At 62.2% G+C, this 22,473-nt stretch carries 21 protein-coding genes; 12 read left to right on the top strand and 9 right to left on the bottom strand.

Translation table 11 applies throughout. The annotated features are described in order from the left end of the window. Window positions 1–10: 10 nt before the first annotated feature. The gene (choX, locus tag ACK59Z_RS01570; RefSeq protein WP_108192110.1) at window positions 11–934 is read left to right on the top strand and encodes a choline ABC transporter substrate-binding protein; all 924 of its coding nucleotides are present in this window, start codon (window positions 11–13) and stop codon (window positions 932–934) included. A gap of 144 nt (window positions 935–1,078) precedes the next feature. Next, entirely contained in the window at window positions 1,079–2,644 is a 1,566-nt protein-coding gene (locus tag ACK59Z_RS01565; protein ID WP_108192109.1) for a SulP family inorganic anion transporter, read from the top strand. A gap of 128 nt (window positions 2,645–2,772) precedes the next feature. Here the strand turns inward: ACK59Z_RS01565 and aroE are convergent, their stop codons facing one another. Together aroE and hemF are read right to left on the bottom strand one after the other, a co-directional pair. Then, window positions 2,773–3,597, bottom strand: a complete 825-nt coding sequence (gene aroE, locus ACK59Z_RS01560; RefSeq protein ID WP_003253098.1) for a shikimate dehydrogenase — start codon at window positions 3,595–3,597, stop codon at window positions 2,773–2,775. 25 nt (window positions 3,598–3,622) lie between these two features. Beyond that, a complete protein-coding gene (gene hemF, locus ACK59Z_RS01555; RefSeq protein ID WP_409292139.1) occupies window positions 3,623–4,534 on the bottom strand; it encodes an oxygen-dependent coproporphyrinogen oxidase in 912 nt (303 codons plus the stop codon). A gap of 134 nt (window positions 4,535–4,668) precedes the next feature. Between hemF and ACK59Z_RS01550 the strand changes: the two genes are divergently transcribed. Further along, entirely contained in the window at window positions 4,669–5,646 is a 978-nt protein-coding gene (locus ACK59Z_RS01550) for an NADPH:quinone reductase (RefSeq protein ID WP_108192108.1), read from the top strand. Window positions 5,647–5,773: 127 nt separating this feature from the next. On the opposite strand, the gene ACK59Z_RS01545 is transcribed toward ACK59Z_RS01550, so the two are convergent. The 3 genes from ACK59Z_RS01545 to dprA form a co-directional block, all read right to left on the bottom strand. Next, complete coding sequence (locus tag ACK59Z_RS01545) at window positions 5,774–6,091, bottom strand: hypothetical protein (protein ID WP_014859479.1); 318 nt, start codon at window positions 6,089–6,091, stop codon at window positions 5,774–5,776. Window positions 6,092–6,470: 379 nt separating this feature from the next. Further along, entirely contained in the window at window positions 6,471–7,028 is a 558-nt protein-coding gene (locus ACK59Z_RS01540) for an L-threonylcarbamoyladenylate synthase (protein WP_003253107.1), read from the bottom strand. A 42-nt stretch (window positions 7,029–7,070) separates the two neighbouring features. Further along, the gene (dprA, locus tag ACK59Z_RS01535) at window positions 7,071–8,168 is read right to left on the bottom strand and encodes a DNA-processing protein DprA (protein ID WP_019750121.1); all 1,098 of its coding nucleotides are present in this window, start codon (window positions 8,166–8,168) and stop codon (window positions 7,071–7,073) included. Window positions 8,169–8,374: 206 nt separating this feature from the next. Between dprA and def the strand changes: the two genes are divergently transcribed. The 5 genes from def to ACK59Z_RS01510 are packed head-to-tail and all read left to right on the top strand — an operon-like array spanning window position 8,375 to window position 12,904. After that, a complete protein-coding gene (gene def, locus ACK59Z_RS01530) occupies window positions 8,375–8,881 on the top strand; it encodes a peptide deformylase (RefSeq protein WP_003253111.1) in 507 nt (168 codons plus the stop codon). 60 nt (window positions 8,882–8,941) lie between these two features. Continuing rightward, the gene (gene fmt / locus ACK59Z_RS01525; protein ID WP_003253113.1) at window positions 8,942–9,874 is read left to right on the top strand and encodes a methionyl-tRNA formyltransferase; all 933 of its coding nucleotides are present in this window, start codon (window positions 8,942–8,944) and stop codon (window positions 9,872–9,874) included. Next, window positions 9,871–11,181 carry a 16S rRNA (cytosine(967)-C(5))-methyltransferase RsmB gene (gene rsmB / locus ACK59Z_RS01520; protein WP_409292136.1) on the top strand — a complete coding sequence of 437 codons (1,311 nt, stop codon included), beginning with the start codon at window positions 9,871–9,873 and terminating at the stop codon, window positions 11,179–11,181. Before fmt ends, rsmB begins: the two co-directional genes overlap by 4 nt. A gap of 23 nt (window positions 11,182–11,204) precedes the next feature. Further along, window positions 11,205–12,578 (top strand): Trk system potassium transporter TrkA, encoded by a 1,374-nt coding sequence (trkA, locus tag ACK59Z_RS01515; RefSeq protein ID WP_010951472.1) that lies wholly within the window; start codon window positions 11,205–11,207, stop codon window positions 12,576–12,578. Window positions 12,579–12,589: 11 nt separating this feature from the next. Further along, window positions 12,590–12,904 (top strand): tetratricopeptide repeat protein, encoded by a 315-nt coding sequence (locus ACK59Z_RS01510; protein WP_060538151.1) that lies wholly within the window; start codon window positions 12,590–12,592, stop codon window positions 12,902–12,904. Between the two features lie 98 nt (window positions 12,905–13,002). Here ACK59Z_RS01510 and ACK59Z_RS01505 read toward each other — a convergent pair whose 3' ends face one another. After that, complete coding sequence (locus ACK59Z_RS01505; RefSeq protein WP_003253121.1) at window positions 13,003–13,890, bottom strand: lysophospholipid acyltransferase; 888 nt, start codon at window positions 13,888–13,890, stop codon at window positions 13,003–13,005. 41 nt (window positions 13,891–13,931) lie between these two features. After that, window positions 13,932–14,483 carry a DNA-3-methyladenine glycosylase I gene (locus ACK59Z_RS01500; protein WP_108192107.1) on the bottom strand — a complete coding sequence of 184 codons (552 nt, stop codon included), beginning with the start codon at window positions 14,481–14,483 and terminating at the stop codon, window positions 13,932–13,934. 83 nt (window positions 14,484–14,566) lie between these two features. Here ACK59Z_RS01500 and glyQ point away from each other — a divergent pair, with 83 nt between their 5' ends. Genes glyQ through ACK59Z_RS01480 form a run of 4 tightly spaced genes read left to right on the top strand, consistent with a single transcriptional unit; the run spans window position 14,567 to window position 18,929 of the window. Continuing rightward, a complete protein-coding gene (glyQ, locus tag ACK59Z_RS01495) occupies window positions 14,567–15,514 on the top strand; it encodes a glycine--tRNA ligase subunit alpha (protein WP_003253126.1) in 948 nt (315 codons plus the stop codon). Then, window positions 15,511–17,565 (top strand): glycine--tRNA ligase subunit beta, encoded by a 2,055-nt coding sequence (gene glyS, locus ACK59Z_RS01490; protein ID WP_108078761.1) that lies wholly within the window; start codon window positions 15,511–15,513, stop codon window positions 17,563–17,565. The genes glyQ and glyS overlap by 4 nt, the downstream gene beginning before the upstream one ends. A gap of 3 nt (window positions 17,566–17,568) precedes the next feature. Beyond that, window positions 17,569–18,096, top strand: coding sequence for a D-glycero-beta-D-manno-heptose 1,7-bisphosphate 7-phosphatase (gmhB, locus tag ACK59Z_RS01485; protein ID WP_003253129.1), 528 nt, complete (start codon window positions 17,569–17,571; stop codon window positions 18,094–18,096). 47 nt (window positions 18,097–18,143) lie between these two features. Then, window positions 18,144–18,929, top strand: a complete 786-nt coding sequence (locus ACK59Z_RS01480; RefSeq protein WP_010951467.1) for a 1-acyl-sn-glycerol-3-phosphate acyltransferase — start codon at window positions 18,144–18,146, stop codon at window positions 18,927–18,929. A gap of 173 nt (window positions 18,930–19,102) precedes the next feature. On the opposite strand, the gene ACK59Z_RS01475 is transcribed toward ACK59Z_RS01480, so the two are convergent. Continuing rightward, window positions 19,103–20,722 carry an MFS transporter gene (locus ACK59Z_RS01475; protein ID WP_010951466.1) on the bottom strand — a complete coding sequence of 540 codons (1,620 nt, stop codon included), beginning with the start codon at window positions 20,720–20,722 and terminating at the stop codon, window positions 19,103–19,105. Window positions 20,723–20,819: 97 nt separating this feature from the next. Continuing rightward, window positions 20,820–22,466 (bottom strand): GMC family oxidoreductase, encoded by a 1,647-nt coding sequence (locus ACK59Z_RS01470; protein ID WP_108192106.1) that lies wholly within the window; start codon window positions 22,464–22,466, stop codon window positions 20,820–20,822. Between the last annotated feature and the right edge of the window lie 7 nt (window positions 22,467–22,473).

Genomic DNA, 22,473 nt, shown 5'->3' with positions numbered 1-22,473 from the left:
AGAGGCCGCCATGCACAAGTTCTCCGCCGCCGTGTTCGTCCTGGCCCTGAGCGCCACCACGGCCCACGCCGCAGACAGCGATGCGCAATGCAGTACCGTGAAAATGGCCGACCCCGGCTGGAGTGATATTGCCTCGACCAATGCCGTGGCACGCCTGTTACTGGAAAGCCTGGGTTACCAGGTGAAGATCGACAGCCTGGCCGTACCGATCATCTACGGCGGCCTCAAGGACGGCCAGGTCGACGCCTTCCTCGGCAACTGGATGCCGGCGCAGCAAGGCTTCCATGACAAGTTCATCGCCAACGGCGATGTGCAGCAGCTCTCGCGCAACCTGGAGGGAACCGAGTTCACCCTCGCAGTGCCCGACTATGTGTGGAATGCTGGGGTGAAGGACTTCGCTGACCTGCAAAAACACGCCGGGCAGTTCGACAAAAAGCTGTACGGAATCGGCTCCGGCGCCCCGGCCAACCTGTCACTCAAGACAATCATCGAAGAGAATGAATTCAACCTCGGCCAGTGGAAGCTGGTGGAGTCCAGCGAGCAGGCGATGCTGGCCCAGGTCGACCGGGCGGTGAAGAAGCAGCAATTCATCACCTTCCTTGGCTGGACCCCGCACCCGATGAACGTGAAACTGAAAATGCATTACCTGACCGGTGGGGAAAAATGGTTCGGCAGCGAGGGCGAGGTATACACGCTGACCCGCAAGGGTTATCCACAAGCCTGCCCGAATGCGGCGAAGCTGCTAGGTAACCTCAAGTTCACACTGGACATGGAAAACAGCATCATGGCAGAGGTTGTGGACAAGAAGATCAGCTTCGATGAAGCGGCCAAGGCCTGGGTGAAAGCGCATCCTGAACGGTTGGATGGGTGGTTGGCCGGTGTTACCACCAAGGCCGATGGTGATGCCCTGGAGGCCGTCAAAGCCAAACTGTAATCTCACAAAGCAACACACCAACCCTGTGGGAGCGGGCGCGCCCGCGAACACCGGCGAAGCCGGTGCCAAGCAACGCGTTGGCTTTTTCGCGGGCATGCCCGCTCCCACAGGGCTTGGCGACCCCTTAAGGATTGTGGATAACCCATGCATCGCCTCTCTTTACTGCTGCCCTTCCTCACCTGGCTTCCCCGCCAATCGGGCCGCAGCCTGCGCCAGGACCTGCTGGTAGGCCTGAGCGGCGCCATCCTCGCCCTGCCGCAATCCATCGCCTACGCCCTGATCGCCGGCCTGCCCGCCGAATACGGGCTTTACGCCGCCATCGTGCCGGTACTGATCGCCTGCCTGTGGGGCTCTTCCTGGCACCTGATCTGCGGCCCGACCGCTGCCATTTCCATCGTGCTCTACGCCAGCATCAGCCCGCTGGCCGTAGCCGGTAGCGCTGACTACATCACGCTGGTGTTGCTGCTGACCTTCCTTGGCGGCATTTTCCAGCTGCTGCTCGGGCTGTTACGCTTCGGCGCGCTGGTCAACTTCGTCTCCCATTCCGTGGTGCTCGGCTTCACGCTGGGTGCCGCCATCGTCATTGCCTTGGGCCAGCTACCCAACCTGCTGGGCATGGCCCTGCCCAGCCAGGCCACCGCGCTGAAGACCGTGCAAGACCTGGCCAGCCACGCAAGCGAGGTCGACCTGCCTTCCTTGCTGCTGGGCCTGGCCACCGTAGTGATCGGCGTGGCCTTCAAGCTCTGGCGCCCACGCTGGCCGAGCCTGTTGATAAGCCTGATCCTGGTCAGCTTGCTGGCCTGGCTGTTGCCGGGCTTCTTTGGCCATGTGCCGCGGGTGGCAGCGTTCACAGGGCAACTCCCGCCTTTCAGCCCGCTGCCTTTGCTAGACGTAGAGCTCATGCTGCGTTTGCTGCCCAGCGCCGTTGCGGTAGGCATGCTGGGGTTGGTCACCAGCCTGTCGATTGCCCGCTCGCTATCGGCACGTTCAGAACAGCTGATCGACCCGGACCAGGAAATACGCGCACAGGGCCTGTCGAACATTGCCGGTGCATTTTTCTCTGGTTACCTGTCTGCCGGCTCCTTCACCCGCTCGGGCATGAGCTACGAGGCGGGCGCCCGCTCACCGATGGCCGGGGTGTTTTCTGCGCTGTGGGTGGCGTTGTTCGCCGTGACCGGCGCCGGCCTGATCGCGCACCTGCCGATACCGGCCATGGCCGGCAGCATTTTGCTGATCTGCTGGGGGTTGGTGGACCACCGAGGGATCCGTGCATTGTTCCGGGTCAGCCGCTCGGAGTTTCTGGTGATGGCGCTGACGGCTGCAGCGACATTGCTGCTGGAGCTGCAGACGGCCATCTATGCCGGGGTGCTGGCTTCGCTGTTCTTCTATTTGAAGCGCACCTCACGACCACGGATCCAACAAAGCCGTGAAGGGGACGCGGATGTCTTGCGGGTAGGTGGGTCGATTTTCTTTGGTGCGGCGCATTACCTGCAGGTGCGCTTGCAGCGCTGCCAAGGGCCGCATGTAGTGATCGATGCCCGGCAGGTGAATTTCATCGATTACTCGGGTGTGGATATGTTGCACCGTGAGGCACGAAGGTTGCGGCGATTGGGGGGGAGTTTGACCTTGCACCGGGCCAGGCCCCAAGTGATCGAGGAGTTGCAGAAGCTGGAAGGGGTGGAGTTGTGCCCGATCCGGTTTGAGGAATGAGGTTGGGTCCTGGGGCTGCTTTGCAGCCCATCGCGACACGAGGCCGCTCCCACAGAGGATCGGCGTACGACTTACTTTGTGGGAGCGGCCTTGCGTCGCGATAGGGCCGCAAAGCGGCCCCGGCCATCTCAGCCCCGAGCGAGTTGCCGGCGCAGTTCAGCCAACACCGGCGCCGTATCCGGCCTCACGCCACGCCAGATAAAGAAGGCTTCAGCCGCCTGCTCAGCCAGCATCCCCAACCCATCCAGTACCTTGGCAGCCCCCAGCTTGGTAGCCCACTGGCAAAACGGCGTCGGCTCCTTGCCATACATCATGTCGTAGCAAACCGTACGACCCGCCTCGACCAAGCTGTCGGCAATCGGTGGTAATTCCCCGGCCAGGCTCGCCGAGGTGGCGTTGATGATTACATCCACAGGCTCCTGCAACCAGGCAAACCCGCTGGCAACCACCGGCCCCAGTTCATCGAACTCGCGCGCCAGCTGCTCGGCCTTTTCCACGGTACGGTTGGCAATCACCAGCGACTGCGGCTTGTGCGCCAGAATTGGCTCCAGCACGCCGCGCACGGCGCCACCGGCACCGAGGATGAGAATGCGCTTGCCCGCCAGCTCGACCCCGGCATTCACCGTCAGGTCGCGCACCAGGCCAGCGCCGTCGGTGTTGTCGCCCTGCAGGGTGCCATCAGCCAGCTTGCTCAGCGTGTTCACTGCGCCAGCGCGCCGGGCACGCGGGGTCAGGCTGTCGCACAGGCGGTAGGCCTCTTCCTTGAACGGCACGGTGACATTACCGCCACTGCCTTGCTTGAAGAAGCCACGCGCGCAGTCGCTGAACTCGTCCAGAGGCGCCAGCAGCGTGGCATATTCCAGGTCCTGACCGGTCTGCTCGGCGAACAGGCGGTGGATCAGCGGCGACTTGCTGTGGCCGATGGGGTTACCAAAAACGACGTACTGGTCCATGACGGCTCCTTGGTTATCCACAGGCTTACTGGCCGAGCCAGTCGCGGTCCTGCAGGAAATACTCGGTCAGGCGCGCTTCTTCGCTGCCGGGTGCAGCCTTCCAGTCGTAGCCCCAGCGCACCTGAGGCGGCAGCGACATGAGGATGGACTCGGTACGGCCACCGGATTGCAGGCCGAACAGGGTGCCACGGTCGTAGACCAGATTGAACTCCACGTAGCGGCCGCGGCGGTATTCCTGGAACTCGCGCTGTTGCGGGGTGTAAGGCGTGTCTTTGCGGCGCTGGACGATCGGCAAGTAGGCGTTGATGTAGGCATCGCCGATGGCGCGGATGAAGGCGAAGCACGTGTCGAAGTCCCACTCGTTCAGGTCATCGAAGAACAAGCCGCCGATACCACGTGGCTCACCACGGTGCTTGAGGTGGAAGTAGCGGTCGCACCAGGCCTTGTAGCGTGGGTACACATCGGCGCCAAACCGCGCGCAGGCCTGCTCGGCCACTCGGTGCCAGTGAACGCAGTCTTCTTCGTTGCCATAGTATGGCGTCAGGTCAAAGCCGCCGCCGAACCACCATACGGCCTCTTCACCTTCCTTTTCGGCGATGAAGAAGCGAACGTTGGCGTGGGAAGTAGGCACATGCGGGTTGTGCGGGTGGATCACCAGCGACACCCCCAGGGCCTCGAAGCCACGGCCCGCCAGTTCAGGGCGGTGGGCGCTGGCCGAGGGAGGCAGGCCGGCACCAAACACATGGGAGAAGTTGACCCCTCCTTTCTCGATCACCTTACCGTCGCCGATAACCCGCGTGCGGCCCCCGCCACCGGCTTCGCGCACCCAGGCGTCCTCGACGAAGCGGGCACCGCCGTCTTCTGTTTCGAGGGCAGAGCAGATGCGGTCTTGCAGGTCGAGCAGGTAGGCTTTCACGGCCTCGGTGCGGCTAGTCATCGGGTCACCAGGAACGGGCAGGGAAGAATTCGCCGCGTAGCATACCACCGCCAGCGCGCGCGCCGCAGTTGACGACGACCAAGCAAAGGCGTCCGATAGAAGGCCTTTCCCGATCCCGACTACAGGAGTGCGAGATGGCCAAGCGTATCCAGTTCAGCCAGCATGGCGGCCCGGAAGTGCTGCAGTTTGTGGAATTCGAACCCACCCCGCCCGGGCCACAGCAGGTGCGTGTGCGTAACCATGCGATCGGCCTGAACTTCATCGATACCTACTTCCGAAGCGGGCTGTATGCGCCGCCGTCCCTGCCTTCTGGCCTGGGTACCGAAGCGGCAGGTGTGGTAGAGGCCGTGGGCGAAGGCGTGTCCCGATTGAAGGTAGGAGACCGTGTCGCACATGCCGGTGGCCCGCTGGGCGCCTACAGCGAGGTGCATACGCTACCGGAAGCCAACCTGGTCAAGCTGCCGGACACCATCAGCTTCGAGCAGGCGGCAGCGGTGATGCTCAAGGGTTTGACCGTTCAGTACCTGCTGAAGCAGACCTATGAAGTGAAGGCGGGCGATGTGATCCTGTTCCATGCCGCAGCCGGTGGTGTAGGGTCGCTGGCCTGCCAATGGGCCAAGGCCCTGGGCGCCAAGCTGATCGGCACCGTGAGCTCTGCCGAGAAGGCCGAACGGGCCAAGGCGCTGGGGGCATGGGCGACCATCGACTACAGCCATGAAGATGTGGCCAAGCGCGTACTGGAGCTGACCGACGGCAAAAAATGCCCGGTGGTGTATGACGGCGTGGGTGCCGACACCTGGCTGACCTCGCTGGACTGCCTGCGCCCGCGTGGGTTGATGGTGAGCTTTGGCAACGCTTCCGGTGCAGTGAGCGGGGTGAACCTGGGGATCCTGGCGCAGAAGGGCTCGCTGTATGTCACCCGGCCGACCTTGGCCACCTATGCCAACAATGCCGAGAACACCCAGGCCATGGCCGATGACCTGTTTGCGATGATTGCGAGCGGGAAGCTGGTTGTGGATATCCATCAGCGGTATCCACTGAGCGAGGCGGCCAAGGCGCAGGCAGAGCTGTCGGCGCGGCGGACTGTAGGATCGACTGTACTAATCCCCTGAGCCACACACATTCCCTGTAGGAGCGGGTTTACCCGCGAAGAAGCCACCGCAATGGATGGCACCGGCTTTGCCGGTGTTCGCGGGCAAGCCCGCTCCCACAGGTACTGCGTCGGCCTCGATAGCAGCACTATGCCTTGGAGCCTGGGCGTGACGGCGATGGCGTCGACTCGATGCCATCGAGTATCGCCTCGATCACACCCTCTGCCATCTCAATCGCATGCAGGTTCGACCAGAACATGCCACGGCCTTCTTCACGCATGTAGTCCAAAGCTTTGTAGCCGGTTTCGTAAGCGCTGCGCAGGTACAGGGCTACGTGGACCAGAGCGTCCTCGGCAGAAATGTTTGGGTTGACGGTGAAGAGTGGATCGTGGCCGGCATCGCAGCGGCCGAAGGGGCGGGTGGAGGTGCATGGGAGAGGTGGATCGGGGACTATTTTCTTCATCATTGGAAAATGCTCCTCAAGGCCGCCAACCCTCACTACCACGTGAATGGGTGGCGACTGTACGCGAGGTGGTAGACCCGGGCATTTTCCAATCCAGGCAGGCTCGAAAGCCTCCCACGCACAGCCACCATAGACTGTCATGGAAAAAATGCGTCCGGGCTACCACACCCGATCGCCAAGTTATTCGGCGACGGATAGAGCCTAGAGGCAGAGGTTCCCACTTAGAAGGTGATGGAAGGAGACGCGGTTCGTAGGATATTTCCGAAGTGCCCAGCTGGACAGACATTTTGGTAAAAATCAGAAAACCCTGCGGTGGATTTGGCCCTAACCTGTGGGCATGCCCACAGGGGCCCGAGTCCCGAGCCAGGCCTGTGGATTGGTATCAACCCGGGCGAACGACTTCGCCGGTTGCCAGGTCGCGAATCACACTCGGGTTCTTCCGCCCGCCCAGCGCACCACCGAGCACCAGGTCCAACTGGCCATGGAAGTACTGCTCAACCCGCAAGCGGGTCTTCGCCGCTGGGCGCCCGCCGGGGTTGCACGAGGTGGAAATCAGCGGCCCCACCAGCGCGCACAGCTCACGCACCACCGGGTGATCACTGACCCGCAGCGCCACCGTGTCATGCTGCCCGGTCACCCATTCGGGCAACAGGTCCTGGTGCGGCACCAGCCAGGTGTTCGGCCCCGGCCAGGTGCTGCCCATGCGGTCGATCCAGTCCTCGGGGAAGTCCTCGAACAGGAAGTCGAACTGACGGATGTTGTCAGCGATCAGAATCAGCCCTTTATCCACAGGACGCGACTTCAGCGCCAGCAGGCGATACACCGCATCCTCGTTCCATGGGTCGCAGCCCAGGCCCCAGACCGCTTCCGTCGGGTAGGCGATTACTGCGCCCGCCCGGATCTCACGTGCGGCTTGTTGCACACGAAAACTGCTCACCATTGCTGTTTCTCCGCCTGAATACCTTGCTTGTGCGCAGTGTACTTAGCCCGCGCGGGCAAACCAACGCCCGGCTTCATTGCTGACCCGGCCTTCCAGCTCCAGCTCGGTCAACTGCGCCAGCACGTCGGCCAGCGGCTGCTCGCTGCAGTGGGCCAGGCTTTCACTGGTCTGGGGTGCGGCATGCAGCAGGGCGAGCAGGGGGTGGTCGAACCTGTCCACAACCGCAGGCGGCAGGTTCTGCCAACCCTGCAAGCTTTCCAGGATCTGCTCCACAGTTTCCACCAACAGCGCCCCATCACGAATCAGCTGGTGGCAGCCCTTGGCCCCCGGGTGATGAATGGAGCCCGGAATGGCGTACACCTCGCGGCCTTGCTCCGCGGCCAGGCGCGCCGTGATCAGCGAGCCGCTGGCGAGGCTCGCCTCAACCACCAGTACACCTAGCGACAGGCCACTGATGATGCGATTGCGCCGTGGGAAGTTGCCAGGCAGCGGCCCGGCATCCAAGGGATACTCGGAAACCAGCGCGCTGCCGTTGTCGATCATCGCCTGCGCAAGGTCCCGATGGCGCTGTGGATAAAGTTTTTGCAAGCCCGTACCGAGCACGGCAATCGTGCCGCCGCCAGCCTGCAACGCGGCCCGATGAGCGGCACCGTCGACACCTACCGCCAGCCCGCTGGTAATGGTGAAACCAGCCTGCGCGAGGTAGCGGGAAAATGCCCGGGCGGTGTCGAGCGCCGGGGGTGTGGCACGTCTGCTGCCCACGATCGCCAACTGAGGACGATCGAGCAAGGCAGGTTCGCCAGCGACAAAAAGTAGCGGCGGGGCATCGTCGATTTCTGCCAGCAAGGCTGGGTAGTCTGGGCCGTCCCACATCAGCAAATGCTGGCCAGGGCGCTCCAGCCAAGCCATTGCGGCCAGTGCGCCCTCGCGTACCTCGGCACTGCGCCGGGCATCGATGGTGGCTTGGGGGATGCCCAACGCTCGCCAAGCCGAACCGGGAGCGCTAAGCGCACTAGAGGCGCTGCCGAACGCATCCAGCAAGGTGCGAAAACGTCGCAATCCTGTCTCGGGCAAGCGATGCAGGCGTAATCGGGCCTCCAGTTCAGCAGGCGGGCAGAGCGACGAATGGTAACTGGGCATGGGGATCGTCCTTGATCGAAACAGGGCCATCTACGTGGCACAACCTGTGGATAACTCTGTGAGTAACACTTTGAAAAGCTGTCCATTGATTGGGGGCTATCAAGCCCATAGTCACCCTAGACGAGCTTGCCAGGTGCCGAAATCCCCGTTTCCCTTTATTATGTGTGCTCAGTTTTCAACCGAACGCACAGTGACTGCCTGACCTTATGGCCATCTTGAACATTCTCGAATTCCCGGACCCGCGCCTGCGCACCCTCGCCAAACCGGTGACGGAGTTCGACGACGCCCTGCGTCAGCTGATCGACGACATGTTTGAAACCATGTACGAAGCCCCTGGCATCGGCCTGGCCGCTACCCAGGTGAACGTGCACAAGCAGGTTGTGGTCATGGACCTCAGCGAAGACCGCAGCGAACCGCGCGTCTTCATCAACCCGTCGGTCGAAGAGCTGACCCATGACATGGGCCAGTACCAGGAGGGCTGCCTGTCGGTACCGGGCTTCTACGAGAACGTCGACCGTCCGCTGCGTGTCCGGGTCAAGGCCCAGGACCGCGACGGCAAGCCGTTCGAACTGGAATGCGAAGGCCTGCTGGCGGTGTGCGTACAGCACGAATTCGATCACCTCAACGGCAAGCTGTTCGTCGACTACCTGTCGCAGCTCAAGCGCGACCGGATCAAGAAGAAGCTGGAAAAGCAGCATCGCCAGCAAGCCTGATCCCCACCTTCCTGAAGGCTTGCTCCGGCAAGCCTTTTTCTTTTTTGAAGCGAGAACTCCATGCGCATCGTCTTTGCAGGCACTCCAGAGTTTGCCGCCGAACACCTCAAGGCCCTGCTCGACAGCCCCTACGAGATCGTGGCCGTCTACACCCAGCCCGACCGCCCGGCCGGCCGTGGCCAAAAGCTGATGCCAAGTGCGGTCAAGGCACTGGCCGTGGCCCATGACATCCCGGTGTTCCAGCCGCAGACCCTGCGCAATGCCGATGCCCAGGCCGAACTGGCCGCACTGAAACCAGACCTGATGGTAGTGGTCGCCTACGGCCTGATCCTGCCGCAGGTGGTGCTGGATATCCCGCGCCTGGGTTGCATCAACAGCCACGCGTCCCTGCTGCCACGCTGGCGCGGTGCCGCGCCGATCCAGCGTGCCGTGGAAGCCGGCGACGCCGAAAGCGGCGTGACCGTGATGCGCATGGAAGCCGGCCTGGACACCGGCCCGATGCTGCTCAAGGTCGTCACCCCGATCAGCGCCGAGGACACCGGCGGCACCTTGCACGATCGCCTGGCCGAAATGGGCCCGCCCGCAGTCGTTCAGGCCATCGCCGGCCTGGCTGACGGTTCGCTGCAAGGCGAAATACAGGACGATGCGCTGGCCACCTACGCGCACAAACTGAACAAGGACGAAGCGCGTATCGACTGGACCCGCCCGGCCGTCGAGCTGGAACGCCTGATCCGCGCCTTCAACCCATGGCCGGTGTGCCACAGCATGCTGGACGGTGAAAGCGTCAAGGTGCTGGCCGCCAACCTGTCCACAGGCCAAGGCGCCCCGGGCGAGATACTTTCCGCCAGCAAGGACGGCCTCGTAGTTGCGTGCGGTGACCAAGCCCTGAGCCTGACCCGCCTGCAACTGCCTGGCGGCAAGGCATTGAGCTTCAGTGACCTGTTCAACAGCCGCCGCGAGAAGTTCGCCGCCGGCAAGGTGCTGGGCCAATGAACCCACGCCTCGCCGCCGCCCGTGCGCTTGCTGCTGTGCTCAGCGGCAAGGCTTCGCTGAACAGCTCGCTGCCGGCGCAACTGGACAAGGTAGATGAACGCGACCGCGGCCTGACCCAAGACCTGGCGTTCGGCACCGCACGCTGGCAGCCACGCCTCGACCTGCTGGCCGCACAGCTGCTGCAAAAACCCTTCAAAGCAGCCGATGCCGATGTTCAGGCGCTGCTGCTGGTCGGCCTGTACCAGCTGTTCTACACGCGTATTCCGGCCCATGCCGCCATCGGCGAGACCGTGGGCTGTGCCGACAAACTGAAGAAGCCGTGGGCCAAGGGCCTGCTCAATGCCGTACTGCGCCGTGCACAGCGCGAAGGCGAGGAGCTGCTCGCCGGCATGGAGCGCGACCCGGTGGTGCGTACCGCGCACCCGCGCTGGCTGCAAAAAGCGCTGAAAGCTTTCTGGCCAGAGCAGTGGGAAGCCATCTGCGCCGCCAACAATGCCCACCCACCGATGATTCTGCGGGTCAATCGCCGTCACCATAGCCGCGATGCCTACCTGGCACTGCTGGCCGAAGCCGGCATTGGCGCCAGCGCATGCCAGTACAGCCGGGATGGCATCGTGCTGGCCGAAGCCTGCGACGTGCGCGGCCTGCCAGGCTTCGCCGAAGGCTGGGTGAGCGTGCAGGACGAAGCTGCGCAGCTATCTGCCGACCTGCTGGAACTGGCCCCCGGCCAACGCGTGCTCGATGCTTGCTGCGCACCGGGCGGCAAAACCTGCCACCTGCTGGAGGCCGAGGCTGGCCTGGCGCACATGGTGGCCATCGACCTCGAAGCCAAGCGACTGACCCGCGTGCGAGAAAACCTCGACCGCCTGCAGCTGGACGCCGAGCTGATCGCCTGCGATGCCCGCGACACTGCCAGCTGGTGGAACGGCAAGCCATTCCAGCGCATTCTGCTCGACGCGCCGTGCTCGGCCACCGGCGTGATTCGCCGCCACCCGGACATCAAGCTGACCCGCCAAGCCGACGACATCCCGGCTTTGGCCACGCTGCAAGGCGAGCTGCTCGATGCCCTGTGGCCGACCTTGGAAGTGGGCGGCATGCTGCTATACGCCACCTGCTCCAGCTTGCCGACCGAAAACACTGAAGTGATCAAAGCCTTCCTCGCCCGCACCCCGGGCGCCCGTGAGCTGGACCTGGCGACCGAAGCCGGCCTGCGCCAGCCCCACGGCCGTCAGCTGCTGGCCCAGGAAGGCGGCCACGACGGTTTCTACTATGCCAAGCTGATCAAGATCGCCGCCTCGCGCGGATAAGAACAAAGGATAGGGAGTAGCGCATGAAGATCATCATCCTCGGCGCAGGGCAGGTAGGCGGTACGCTGGCTGAACACCTGGCCAGCGAAGCCAACGACATTACCGTGGTCGACACCGACGGCGACCGCCTGCGCGACCTCGGCGACCGCCTGGACATCCGCACCGTCCAGGGCCGCGGCTCACTGCCGACGGTGCTGCGCCAGGCCGGTGCCGACGACGCCGACATGCTGGTGGCGGTAACCAACAGTGACGAGACCAACATGGTGGCCTGCCAGGTGGCCTATTCGCTGTTCCATACCCCGACCAAGATTGCACGGGTGCGCGAATCGTCCTACCTGACCCGCGAAGAGCTGTTCGACAACGACCATATCCCGGTCGACGTTCTGATCAGCCCCGAGCAGGTGGTGACCAATTACATCAAGCGCCTGATCGAACACCCAGGCTCGCTGCAGGTGATCGACTTCGCCGAGGGCAAGGCCCAGCTCGTGGCAGTGAAGGCCTACTATGGCGGCCCGCTGGTCGGCCAGCAATTGCGCCAGATCCGTGCGCATATGCCCAACGTCGACACCCGCGTGGCGGCCATCTTCCGCCGCGACCGGCCGATCACCCCGCGTGGCGACACGGTGATCGAAGCCGACGACGAGGTGTTCTTCATTGCCGCGAAGAAGGATATCCGTGCGGTGATGGGCGAACTGCGCCGCATCGACGAAACCAATAAACGCATTGTCATCGCCGGCGGCGGGCAGATCGGCGAGCGCCTGGCGGAAGCCATCGAAAGCCGATATCAGGTGAAGATCATCGAGATGAGCCCGGCGCGTTGTCGGCACCTCTCCGATACCCTCGAAAGCACGGTAGTGCTGCAGGGCAGCGCCTCGGACAAAGACCTGATGCTCGAAGAGAACATCGCCGACGCCGATATTTTCCTGGCCCTGACCAACGATGACGAAGCCAACATCATGTCGTCGCTGCTGGCCAAGCGCCTGGGCGCAGGCAAGGTGATGACCATCATCAACAACCCGGCTTATGTCGACCTGGTGCAGGGCGGCGATATCGACATTGCCATCAGCCCACAGCTCGCCACCATCGGCACCCTGCTGGCGCACGTCCGTCGCGGCGACATCGTCAGTGTGCACTCGCTGCGCCGTGGTGCAGCCGAGGCTATCGAGGCGGTGGCACACGGGGACTCGAAGTCGAGCAAGGTGGTCGGCAAGGCAATCGAGGACATCACGCTGCCACCGGGCACCACTATTGGTGCGATCATCCGTGATGAAGAGGTGATGATTGCCCATGACGACACCATGATCGAATCAGGTGACCATGTGATCCTCTTCGTTGTGGATAAAAAGCACATTCGTGATGTGGAGAAGCTGTTCCACGTCGGCTTGAGTTTCTTCTAGGAGAAGAAGGCATGCGCGAATCGCTGGAGAAGATGCTGGCCAAAGGTGTGGATAACCCGCTGCTGAGGTTTGGCCTGGGCAAGGCCTGGCTGGATGAAGGCAACGGCGCTGAAGCAGCGGTGCACCTGGCGCGCTGTGTAGAGCAGGATCCGAAATACTCGGCAGCGTGGAAGCTGCTGGGCAAGGCCTATCAGTTGCAGGGCGACCTGGCGGCGGCGCGCAAGGCGTGGGAAGACGGGATCGTGGCGGCGCAGGCCCATGGTGACAAGCAGGCCGAAAAAGAAATGACCGTTTTTCTCAAGAAGCTGAACAAGACATCGGCTTGACGCGGTCCCTGTAGGAGCGAGTTTACCCGCGAATGCGTCGGTGAATCCAACATCGCATTCGCGGGTAAACCCGCTCCTACCAGAGGGCGGTGGATGGCTTAATACCAGCGCGGCTCGCCAGCCGGGCGCTTCTTGAAGCGCTTCATGCTCCACATGTACTGGCTGGGGTACTCGCGCACATAGCGCTCGACCACCTTGCTCATCGCCGCCGCCGACACATTCACGTCGGTGCTGTACATCTCCTCTGGCGCCGCCTCCAGGAACACCTTGAAGCCCGAGCCATCCGGCAACCGCAGCGCATGCAGGAACACACCTACCGCCTTGCCACCGGCCAGCATGTTCGGCACGAACTTGCTGGTCAGCGCCTGGGTGCCGAGGAACGGCACGAACACGCCCGCCGATTCCGCCGGCTCCGGGTCGGCAGGAATACCCACCTGGCCACCACGGCGCACTTCCTTGATCACGCTGAGGATGCCTTCCTTGGTCGACGGTGCCACGCGATTGCCCATCTGCACGCGCTGCTCGCGCAGCAAATCATCCACCGCCTTCAGCTTCGGCGGGCGGTAGAAGATGATCGGTTTGCACTGGTTGCAGTAGAAGTGGTTCAAAACTTCCCAGTTGCCCAGGTGGCTGGTGATGCCGACCACCCCTTTACCTGAGGCCAAAGCCTGCTCCAGCACTTCCAGGCCATGCACTTCCTTGACCAGCTCCAGCGAGCGTTGTGGCGGCCAGATCCAGGCACAGGCACTTTCGACAAAGGATTTACCGATATCCCGCAGCGCCTGGCCCACCAGTTGCTCACGGGCAACCGGGTCCATCTCCGGGAAGCACTTGGCCAGGTTGATCCGTACCACGTTGCGCGAACTGTTGGGGATTTTCCACATCAGCCAGCCAATACCGGCGCCGACACGCTGCACAGCGCCCCAGGGCAGCTTGGCAAACAGGCGCAGCACCCCGACCATCAGGGCGCCCTTGAACTTTTCCACAGGCGAATTCCTTATTTCAGCAAGGCGCGCATTGTAACCCCTCAGCGCAACAAGGCGGCGTAGCGATCGCAGTCGGTGGTGTGGTCCATGACCATGCCGGTGGCCTGCATGAAGGCGTAGCAGATGGTCGGACCGACGAACGTGAAGCCAGCTTTCTGCAAGGCCTTGCTCATTGCCTTGGCTTCATCGGTAACAGCTGGCACGTCGCTGCGCGCCTTGAAGTGGTTGATCTTCGGCGAGCCGCCGACGAACGACCACAGCCATTCGGCGGGGTTATCCACAGCCAGCCAGGCCTGGGCGTTGCGCCGCGCAGCCTTGAGCTTGAGGCGATTGCGGATGATGCCTGCATCCTGCATCAACTCTTCGATGCGTTCGTCGCCCATGGCCGCCAGCTTTACGGGGTCGAAGCCGTACATCACCTGGCGATAACGCTCGCGTTTGCGCAAAACGGTAATCCATGAAAGCCCTGCCTGGAACCCTTCGAGCAAAAGCATCTCGAAGAGCAACGCCGGGTCGCGCTGTGGCATCCCCCATTCCTGGTCGTGGTAGGCCTGGTACAACGGATCGTCGGTACACCAAAAGCAGCGTGGCATAAGGCTCCAATGAGTAGAGGGCGAGGCGAATCAGGTTATACTCCCGCTCTTTACATCCGCATCCCCAGATACAGGTGAATTTCGTGAGCCAGCCTACGCCAGCCGTGCGTACCTTCCAAGACCTGATCCTTGCCCTGCAGAACTACTGGGCAGCTCAAGGTTGTGTGGTACTTCAGCCCTACGATATGGAAGTAGGCGCCGGCACTTTCCACACCGCTACATTCCTGCGCGCCGTGGGTCCAGAAACCTGGAACGCCGCCTATGTGCAGCCGAGCCGTCGTCCTGCCGACGGGCGGTATGGCGAAAACCCCAACCGCCTGCAGCACTACTACCAGTTCCAGGTGGTGCTCAAACCGAACCCGGCCAACTTCCAGGAGCTGTACCTCGGCTCGCTGAAAGCCATCGGCCTGGATCCGTTGGTGCACGACATTCGTTTCGTCGAAGACAACTGGGAATCGCCGACCCTCGGCGCCTGGGGTCTGGGCTGGGAAATCTGGCTCAACGGCATGGAAGTGACCCAGTTCACCTACTTCCAGCAGGTTGGCGGCATCGAGTGCTACCCGGTCACCGGTGAAATCACCTACGGCCTGGAGCGCCTGGCCATGTACATCCAGGGCGTCGATTCGGTGTACGACCTGGTGTGGGCCGACGGCCCGTTCGGCAAGGTCACCTATGGCGACGTGTTCCACCAGAACGAGGTGGAGCAGTCGACCTACAACTTTGAACATGCAAACGTCGACAAACTGTTCGAGCTGTTCGATTTCTACGAAAGCGAAGCCAACCGCCTGATCAAGCTGGAGCTGCCGCTGCCGACCTATGAAATGGTCCTGAAGGCATCGCATACCTTCAACCTGCTGGACGCCCGCCGCGCCATCTCGGTAACCGAGCGCCAGCGTTACATCCTGCGTGTACGTACCCTGGCCCGGGACGTGGCGCAAAGCTATCTGCAAGCCCGCGCACGCCTGGGCTTCCCGATGGCCACCCCTGAACTGCGTGACGAAGTGTTGGCTAAGCTGGAGGCTGCACAATGAGTGCTCAAGATTTTCTGGTAGAACTGGGCACCGAAGAGCTGCCACCCAAGGCCCTCGCCAGCCTCGGCGACGCCTTCCTGGCCGGTATCGAAAAAGGCCTGCAGGCTGCTGGCCTGAACTACACCGGCAAGCAGGTGTACGCCGCGCCGCGTCGTCTGGCCGTGCTGATTCGCCAGCTGGACGTGCAGCAGCCTGACCGCAGCATCAACATCGACGGCCCGCCCCTGCAGGCTGCCTTCAACGCCGAAGGCGAGCCGACCCAGGCTGCGCTGGGCTTCGCCAAGAAGTGCGGTGTGGAACTGGCCGAAATCGACCAGAGCGGCCCCAAGCTGCGCTTCTCCCAGCACATCCCGGGCAAGGCCACCACTGACCTGCTGCCGACCATCGTCGAAGATTCGCTGAACGACCTGCCGATCCCCAAGCGCATGCGCTGGGCGGCCAGCCGTGAAGAGTTCGTACGCCCAACCCAATGGCTGGTAATGCTGCTGGGCGACCAGGTGGTCGACTGCACCATTCTGTCGCAGAAGGCCGGCCGTGAATCCCGTGGCCACCGCTTCCATCATCCGGAAACCGTGGTCATCACTACCCCGGCCAACTATGTCGAAGACCTGCGTAAAGCTCACGTGCTGGCCGACTTCGCCGAACGCCGCGAGCTGATCAGCAAGCGTACCGCCGAGCTTGCCATGCAGCAGGAAGGCACGGCCATCGTGCCGCCGGCGCTGCTGGACGAAGTGACTGCTCTGGTCGAATGGCCAGTGCCGCTGGTGTGCTCGTTCGAAGAGCGTTTCCTTGAGGTGCCGCAAGAAGCCCTGATCACCACCATGCAGGACAACCAGAAGTACTTCTGCCTGCTGGACAGCGAAGGCAAGCTGCTGCCGCGCTTCATTACCGTGGCCAACGTCGAAAGCCGCGACCCGAAGCAGATCGTGCAAGGCAACGAAAAAGTCGTGCGCCCGCGCCTGACCGACGCCGAGTTCTTCTTCAAGCAGGACAAGAAGCAGCCACTGGAAACCTTCAACGAGCGCCTCAAGAACGTGGTGTTCCAGGCTCAGCTCGGCACCGTGTACGACAAGGCCGAACGTGTTTCCAGGCTGGCCGCCTTCATTGCTCCGCTGATCGGCGGCGACGCCCAGCGCGCTGGCCGTGCCGGCCTGCTGTCGAAGTGCGACCTGGCCACCGAGATGGTCGGCGAATTCCCTGAAATGCAGGGTGTTGCCGGTTACTACTACGCGCTCAACGACGGTGAGCCGGAAGACGTAGCCCTGGCCCTGAACGAGCAGTACATGCCGCGCGGTGCTGGTGCCGAGCTGCCGCAGACCCTGACCGGTGCTGCAGTGGCCATCGCCGACAAGCTCGACACCCTGGTGGGTATCTTTGGCATCGGCATGCTGCCTACCGGCAGCAAGGACCCGTACGCCCTGCGCCGTGCGGCTCTGGGCGTGCTGCGTATCCTGATCGAGAAGCAACTGGACCTGGACCTGACCGGTGCAGTCGAGTTTGCGGTCAAGCAGTTCGGCGCCAAGGTCAAGGCCCCCGGCCTGGCCGAGCAAGTACTGGAGTTCATTTTCGACCGCCTGCGCGCGCGTTACGAAGACGAAGGCATCGACGTGGCCACGTACCTGTCGGTACGCGCACTGCAGCCAGGCTCCGCCCTGGACTTCGACCAGCGCGTACAAGCCGTGCAGGCGTTCCGCAAACTGCCGGAAGCCGAGGCCCTGGCCGCGGTGAACAAGCGCGTGTCGAACCTGCTGAGCAAGGCCGAAGGTGCCATCGCCGAGCAGGTCGAGCCGAAGTACTTCGACAATGCCAACGAGTTCTCCCTGTACTCGGCCATCCAGCAGGCCGACCAGGCCGTGCAACCGATGGCTGCGGCACGTCAGTACAGCGAATCGCTGGCCCGCCTGGCGGCCCTGCGTGACCCGGTCGATGCCTTCTTCGAGGCAGTCATGGTCAACGCCGAAGACGCCAAGGTACGTGCCAACCGTTATGCCCTGCTCAGCCGTCTGCGCGGCCTGTTCCTGGGCGTGGCTGACATTTCGCTGCTGGGGTAAGCCTTGAAACTGCTGATTCTCGACCGTGACGGGGTGATCAACTACGACTCCGATGCGTACATCAAGACGCTGGAAGAATGGGTGCCGATCCCCGGTTCGGTCGATGCGATCGCGCAGTTGAGCAAGGCGGGCTGGACGGTGGCCGTGGCCACCAACCAGTCCGGCATTGCCCGTGGCTACTACCCGCTGGCAACCCTTGAGGCCATGCATGCGCGCCTGCGCGCGCTGGTGGCCGAGCAGGGCGGTGAGGTGGGCCATATCGTATATTGCCCGCATGGGCCGGACGAAGGGTGCGATTGCCGCAAGCCCAAGCCCGGCATGCTGCGGGCGATCGCCGAGCATTACCAGATTGGCCTTGAAGGCGTCTGGTTCGTCGGCGACAGCAAAGGTGACCTGGAGGCCGCCCTGGCCGTCGGTGCACAACCCGTGCTGGTGAAGACCGGCAAGGGCGAGCGGACCCTGGAAAAAGGCGTCCCGGAAACTACACTGATTTTCGACGATCTGGCAGCTATCGCCAGAGAACTAATTTAAACAGTGCGCCTTCTGGCGCATTTTTCTTCAGGCGGGCATGCCCCGCAATGGTACAAGCCACTATGTCGATCCTGCAGGCGATCAGAATCTTTCTTTTTTACCTGCTGCTGGGCACCAGTTCGTTGCTGTGGTGCTCGCTGAGCTTCTTCGTCGCGCCGTTCCTGTCGTTCCCCAAGCGCTACAAGTTCATCAACGTGTACTGGTGCCGCTGCGCGCTGTTTCTGGTGCGCACCATCCTGGGCATCGACTACAAGATCACTGGCGCCGAGAACGTGCCAGCTGAGCCTTGCGTGATTCTGTCCAATCACCAGAGCACCTGGGAAACCTTCTTCCTGTCCCAGTACTTCTCGCCGCTTAGCCAGGTGCTCAAGCGCGAGCTGCTGTATGTACCGTTCTTCGGCTGGGCCATGGCCATGCTGCGGCCCATCGCGATCAACCGCGACAACCCCAAGGAAGCGTTGCGCCAGGTGGCGAGCAAGGGTGACGAACTGCTCAAGCAGAAGACGTGGGTGCTGATTTTCCCAGAAGGCACCCGTGTACCGTTCGGCACCATCGGCAAGTTCTCGCGCGGCGGTACCGCCCTGGCCGTGAATGCCGGGCTACCGGTGCTGCCGATTGCCCACAACGCTGGGAAGTTCTGGCCCAAGACCGGTTGGGGCAAGCGTGCCGGTACAATCGAAGTGGTAATTGGTGAGCCGATGTACGCCAACGGCACGGGGCCACGTGCCATTGCCGAACTCAACGACCGCGCTGCAGCTTGGAACGAAGCGACCCAGCGGGCCATGGGATCGCTGCCGCCAGCTGCGGAAAAACCTCAGGAGCAGATGGCTTGACCTTCTGTGGATAACTTGTGTGCAGTTTTTGGATTAAATGCTTTAATTGATACCTAAGTGTATGAATTTTCTAGTTATTTCTTTGTATGAATTTTTTCTGAAAATCGTGCATAAGTTTTTTGAAGCATAAGAAAACCGGCTTTTACAGCCGGTTTTTTTATGGCATGTGGACATCAGACTTTGTCGATATCTACATCCTTGGTTTCTCTCAGACAGAAGATCCCAACCACCAGGCTGATCCCGGTCACCAGCACCGGGTACCACAGCCCGTAGAAGATATCCCCGGTATAGACCACCAGCGCGAACGATACGGTAGGCAGGAAACCACCGAACCAGCCATTACCAATGTGGTAGGGCAGCGACATCGAGGTGTAGCGGATGCGGGTCGGGAACAGCTCGACCATCACCGCCGCCAACGGACCATAGGTCATGGTCGCGATCAGGATCATCGCCACGATCAGCACCACCACCATTACCTGGTTAACCTGCGCAGGGTCGGCCTTGGCCGGGTAACCAGCCTGCTCGATTGCAGCACGCATGGCGGTTTCGTCAAAGCCGTTGATGGTCTTGTCACCGATGTTCACCACCACTTCACTGCCGGCCACGCTTACCGAGCTGTACGGCAGGCCCTGCTTGACCAGGAACGTCTTGACCTTGTCGCACGGGCTGTCAAAACGAGCCTTGCCCACTGGGTCGAACTGGAATGTGCAGCCTTGCGGGTCGGCGGTGACCACGATCGGCGCCTGACGGCTGGCAGCGTCGATCTGCGGGTTGGCGTAGTGGCTCAGCGCCTTGAACAGTGGGAAGTACAGTACCGTGGCCAGCAACAGGCCGAGCATCAGGATCGGCTTGCGGCCGATACGGTCGGACAACCAGCCAAAAAACACGAAGAACGGCGCGCCAATCACAACGCTGATGATGAGCAGGGTGTTGGCCTGAGCCGAGTCCATTTTCAGCATCTGTGTCATGAAGAACAGAACGTAGAACTGCGCCGTGTAGAAGGTCACAGCCTGCCCCGCGTTGATGCTGAACAGGGCGGTAAGCACCACTTTCAGGTTTGGCCAGGAGGTGAATGACTCACGGATGGGCGACTTGCTGACCTTGCCCTGAGCCTTCATTTTCACAAAGGCCGGCGACTCGTGCATGCTCATGCGAATCCAGGTGGAGATCGCCAGCAGCACAATCGACAGCAGGAACGGCAAGCGCCAGCCCCAGGTTTCGAACTGGTCGCCACTGATATACCGGCTACCCAGCACCACCAAGAGCGACAACAACAGGCCCAGCGTTGCGGTGGACTGGATGAAACCAGTGTGTAAGCCACGCTTGCCGGGCGGCGCATGCTCGGCCACGTAAGTGGCTGCACCGCCATACTCGCCGCCCAGCGCCAGCCCCTGAAGCATGCGCAGGATCACCAGGATGATCGGTGCGGCGATGCCGATGCTGGCGTAGGTGGGCAACAACCCCACAGCGAAAGTGGACAGGCCCATCAGCACGATGGTGACCAAGAAGGTGTACTTGCGCCCGATCATGTCACCCAGGCGGCCGAACACCAGCGCGCCAAACGGCCGCACCAGAAAGCCCGCAGCAAAGGCCATCAGGGCGAAGATGAAAGCGGTGGTATCGTTCACGCCAGCGAAGAACTGCTTGCTGATGACCGCTGCCAGCGCACCATAGAGAAAAAAGTCATACCACTCGAAAACCGTCCCGAGGGATGACGCGAAAATGATCTTGCGTTCTTCACGGCGGCTGGAGCTGCTGGCCGCCGCACCCTGCTCTTGGATGTAATCCGACATCGTTGCTGTCCTCGGCCCTTAGGCCACAGTGATTATTCTTGTTGTTCCACTGTCGGCGACTTCTGACCGCAAGCCGCCGGTACTGCACGCACCCGGGTCAGGGCGTCGGTAACGCGTCTTCGTTCAGGTAGGTCTGGGTAGCAGCTCCTTTGAGGATCAGTTGCGCCGCCTTTTCGGCGATCATCAGGGTGGGGGAACAGGTATTGCCGGACGTTATCTGCGGCATGATCGAAGCATCAGCCACACGAAGACCGGGGATGCCATGCACGCGCAGCTGGTTATCCACAACGTCCATGGCACCGTTGCCCATGCGACAAGTACCGACCGGGTGGAAGATGGTGGTGCCGATCTTGCCAGCGGCCTCGAACAGTTCTTCCTCGCTTTGCAGCGCTGGGCCCGGCAAATATTCCTTGGGCTCGAAAGCGGCGAGGGCAGGGGCCTGGACGATGCGCCGGGTAAGGCGAATGGCATCGGCAGCAACCCGCAAGTCCTGCGGAGCACTGAGGTAATTGGGGTCGATCAGCGGCGTGCTGTTCATGTCGGTGCTGCAGATGTCGATGCGCCCGCGGCTGGCCGGGCGCAGGTTGCACACCGAAGCCGTAAAGGCCGGGAACTGATGCAACGGCTCACCGAAGCGTTCCAGTGACAGCGGCTGCACGTGATACTGAAGGTTGGCGGTGGCCTGTTCAGGGCTTGAACGCACGAACGCGCCTAACTGGCTCGGCGCCATGGCCAGCGGCCCGCTACGGTCGTAGAGGTAACGCAGGCCCATGCCCATCTTGCCCCACAGGCTGTTGGCCATCTGGTTCAAGGTACGGGTGTTGCGGATCTGGTAAATCAGGCGCAGTTGCAGGTGGTCCTGCAAGTTGCCACCAACGCCTGGCATATCGTGGCGAACACCAATACCCAAGCTTTCCAGCAACTGACGCGGGCCGATGCCGGAGCGCTGGAGGATGCCCGGAGAACCAACCGCCCCAGCACAGAGAATGATCTCGCGGCGCGCCGCAAACTCATGCCAGGTCCCTTGCCAGAGCGCCTTCACCGCCCGTGCGCGGGTGTTGTCGAGCAGTACTTGGTCAACCTGCACGCCGGTCAGCACAGTGAGGTTGGCGCGATCCTTGATCGGCCGCAGGAAAGCTTTGGAAGCGTTCCAGCGCACACCACTGCGCTGGTTGACCTGAAAATATCCACAACCCTGGTTGTCGCCAGTGTTGAAATCGTCGACCTTGCCAATACCACTCTGCTCGGCGGCATCACGGAAAGCATCAAGGATCGGCCAGCTGTAGCGTTGGCGCTCGACCCGCCATTCGCCCTCCGCGCCATGGTGCTCGCTGGCGCCGGCAAAGTGGTTTTCGCTGGCCTTGAACAGGGGTAACACATCTTTCCACGCCCAGCCGTCGTTGCCTTGCGCGGCCCAATGGTCATAGTCGGCGGCTTGGCCCCGCATGTAGATCATGCCGTTGATCGACGAACAGCCACCTAGCACCTTGCCCCTTGGATAACCCAAAGCGCGACCGCCGAGGCCAGGCTGTGCCTCGGTTTTGAAGCACCAGTCTGTGCGCGGGTTGCCGATGCAGTAGAGGTAACCGACGGGGATGTGGATCCAGGGATAATTGTCGCGGCCACCCGCCTCCAGCAGCAGCACGCGGCAGGAAGGGTCGGCGGACAAACGATTGGCCAGCAGGCATCCGGCGGGACCGGCCCCTACGACCACGTAGTCGAAGACAGAATCGGCTGATGGCATGTGCAAC

The organism is Pseudomonas sp. KCJK9058 (assembly GCF_046230975.1).
Lineage (GTDB): Bacteria > Pseudomonadota > Gammaproteobacteria > Pseudomonadales > Pseudomonadaceae > Aquipseudomonas > Aquipseudomonas alloputida.
This window is presented reverse-complemented; position numbering and strand designations above follow the sequence as displayed.